The organism is Desulfobacula sp. (assembly GCF_021107415.1).
Genome location: NZ_JAIOSW010000363.1, coordinates 1 through 3171, shown reverse-complemented (window position 1 = coordinate 3171; position 3171 = coordinate 1). Strand labels below are relative to the sequence as shown.

General features: G+C 42.1%; 3 protein-coding genes and 1 pseudogene. All 4 read left to right on the top strand.

Translation table 11 applies throughout. The features are described from left to right. The first annotated feature begins 101 nt into the window (after nt 1–101). Complete coding sequence (locus K8S13_RS18290) at nt 102–557, top strand: CBS domain-containing protein (protein ID WP_291464768.1); 456 nt, start codon at nt 102–104, stop codon at nt 555–557. Between the two features lie 7 nt (nt 558–564). Further along, nucleotides 565–1896, top strand: coding sequence for an MFS transporter (locus K8S13_RS18285; RefSeq protein ID WP_291464766.1), 1332 nt, complete (start codon nt 565–567; stop codon nt 1894–1896). A 70-nt stretch (nt 1897–1966) separates the two neighbouring features. After that, nucleotides 1967–2359 carry a NifB/NifX family molybdenum-iron cluster-binding protein gene (locus tag K8S13_RS18280; RefSeq protein ID WP_291464765.1) on the top strand — a complete coding sequence of 131 codons (393 nt, stop codon included), beginning with the start codon at nt 1967–1969 and terminating at the stop codon, nt 2357–2359. Nucleotides 2360–2527: 168 nt separating this feature from the next. After that, nucleotides 2528–3171, top strand: a pseudogene (locus K8S13_RS18275) (glutamate synthase); the annotation flags it as partial.

Genomic DNA, 3171 nt, shown 5'->3' with positions numbered 1-3171 from the left:
CTTTACCTGAAACCGGTATTCGTGTATATTAAATAAATGAAGCACACACCACCTGTGAACGAAATAAATTTTAAAAACCGTTCATTCATAAGGAGGGCGCCATGAGCAACGCCAGGGATATAATGGAAACCAATATTATCACTGTCACCCCGGATACAGAGATATCCAGGGCTGTAAAAATCCTTTTAAACAATCATATCAACGGAGTCCCGGTGATAAATGACAAAGAAGAACTGGTGGGCATCCTCTGCCAAAGCGATCTGATCTTCCAGCAGAAAGAAATGCCTATTCCCCCTATTTTCACCATCCTTGACAGTATTATCCCTTTGTCATCGTCCAAAAAAATGGAAGCCAGCTTTAAGAAGCTATCAGCCACAACCGTTGAACAGGCCATGGTCAAAGACCCGGTTACCGTAACGGCAGACGCCCCTGTATCTGAAATTGCAAGCCTGATGGTGGAAAAGCATTTTCATACCTTACCAGTGGTGGACGGCAAAAAACTTGTGGGCATCATCGGCAAAGAAGATGTTTTAAAAACCCTGATATCCAAAGAATGAACCACCATTGACACCGACATTTTCCATTCCCAATATCCGGTTGTTTATTGCCTTTAAGGTCTTTTTTAATTCAAGATTTTACTACCCGGTTTTTACCATTCTGTTCCTTGATTTCGGCCTCACCGTGGCCCAGTTTTCCATCCTCAATGCTGTCTGGGCCGCCACCATCGTTCTTGCCGAAGTTCCTTCAGGAGCCCTGGCTGACATTATCGGGAGAAAACGGCTGCTGGTTTTTGCCACATCCATTATGATGATTGAAATCGGCATCATCAGTTTTATCCCTAAAACAGACCCTTCCATTATTTTCATTGTTTTCCTGGTCAACCGTGTTTTAAGCGGTCTTGCAGAAGCTGCTGCCAGCGGGGCCGATGAAGCCATTGCCTATGATTCTCTGGCTGCAAAAGGAAACCCTGACCAGTGGGGAAGAGTGCTGGAAATCTTAATGCGGTTTCAATCCATAGGGTTTATTATTGCCATGAGTGTGGGTGCTGCCATTTATGATCCCAACCTGCTTGAAAATATCTGCCGGTTTTTCGACCTCACCATATCATTTACACAGGAAACCACCATGCGGTTTCCCCTATACCTTACCTTTATCCTGGCAATTTGTGCATTTATCACAACCCTGAGAATGGAAGACCCGGATTCCGGCCCGGCTGCATCTGATATAAAAATAAAACAGGTCCACCAGGCCTTCAGCTTAACACTCAAGGCAGGTCTCTGGATTGTTAAAACCCCTTTCGCCTTGTCAGTCATACTTTTCGGCATGCTGTTTGACGGCATCATCAGAATGGCCGTCACCCTTTCCAGCCAGTACTACAGAATGATCGAATTGCCTGAATCCACTTTTGGTATCATTGGATCACTTGTTGCCATGTTCGGGCTTGTGATCCCCAAAATGGCCAAGAAAATTGCAGAAAACCATTCCCCCTCCCATGCCCTCTGGATTACAACCTTTTTAACCTTCACAGGTCTTACTGCAATGAGCTTTTTCTGGCCTTATGCCGGATTAATCCCTGCTTTGATCACTTTTAGCGCCATGTATTTCACTGGTTTCTTTGTCAGTTTTTATATCAATCAGATCACATCCTCCGACCAAAGGGCAACTGTCTTAAGCTTTAAAGGCCTGGCCTATAATATTTCCTATGGTGTATTGGGTATTCTCTATGCACTTCTTTTAAAAATCAAAAAACAGGGTATCCAGTCAGAACATGTTGAAAATGCGGTTTTTATGAATACCTTTTCCTGGTTCCCGATCACCTTCATGATCTGGTTCTTTATATTATTGGTAATTTATGTCCTGTGGTTGAAAAATAGCTCTCTTGCCATTACAAAATGAATCCTTATTTTTAGAAGCTAATTGTTTTATATGGCGGTATTAATAATTGAGTATTTTTTGGAGGGATGTAATGAAAATAGCCTTTCCTGTTAAAGAAAACAATGGACTGGAAAGTATTGTTGATGAACATTTTGGTGTTGCCCAAACCTTTTTAATCGTGGATCTGGAAACCCGGAAACTTGAACTCAAGGATAACCGGAAACTTTTGGCTGAAGGGTCTAAGTGTAAAATCGGGGTGTTTAAAAAAAAAGATCAGGTTGATGCAGTGGTAACCCGATGCATGGGAGACGGTTCCCAAAGGAGTCTAACAGCGTCAAATATAAAAGTTTTTCAGGCACAAAAAGAGACCATCTTAGAAAATTTGGAGCTTCTGGAAAAAGACGAGCTGAAGCTGTTCCATATATTTGACTTCTGTCAAATAAAAAAGAATAAAAAGGAAGGCGGCTGCGGACACCATCATTGATTTATTCCAGTCATGTAACCCATTGAAAATCAAGTAAAACAACTAAAATTATTGACATATGCCTATTTCTTCTTTAAATTAAAGTTTTGGAAAGTTAGTCTGAGCGCTTTTCTCTAGAAAATTCAAGTAGAATACTGCACTATTTTAAGGACAGGGAGAATATATACAATGTGTCGTCTGTTTGCACTTACCAGCAAGGATCCTGTGTCTCCAATGCTGGCCATCAAAGCCCTTGATGTGATGAATGAAGGGCATGACGGATCAGGCATGGGACTTTTGCTCCAGGATCTGGGTGGCCCGTTTGAAGAGATGAAGGATGCGCCGATTTTATCCGGAATATTCAGTGAAAAAGGTATCCGGCGCCTGGATCTTTTCATGATGGACCAGGGATTTTTAACCAAATACAAAATTTCTTTAAAAGTACCTAAAAAACCGGTTGAGGGCATTCCCAGAAGAGATCTCTACCTGATCAGAGCCTATGAACTGCCTGAAGGATGGGACAATCTTGAACCCGACGAGATTTCCAAAAGACTGATGTTGATCCGACTGCAAATTCGTGAAATGGGCGAAGAGAAAAAAGATATGATTGTTTTCTCATTCTGGCCGGACACCATCATGATCAAGGAAATCGGAGATCCCATGCAATTGGCCGATTATCTGGAATTGGATCGAAAAGAACTCAATGCCCGTATCATTATGGCCCAGGGCAGACAAAATACGAATTATGCCATTAATCTCTATGCCTGCCACCCTTTTTTTATAAAGGGATACTGCACTATGACCAATGGAGAAAATACCGCCTTTATCCCCAT

Excerpts from the sequence above, each read along its gene's own strand:
- K8S13_RS18290 (WP_291464768.1), top strand. The coding sequence starts at position 102 with ATGAGCAACGCCAGGGATATAATGGAAACCAATATTATCACTGTCACC.
- K8S13_RS18280 (WP_291464765.1), top strand. The coding sequence starts at position 1,967 with ATGAAAATAGCCTTTCCTGTTAAAGAAAACAATGGACTGGAAAGTATT.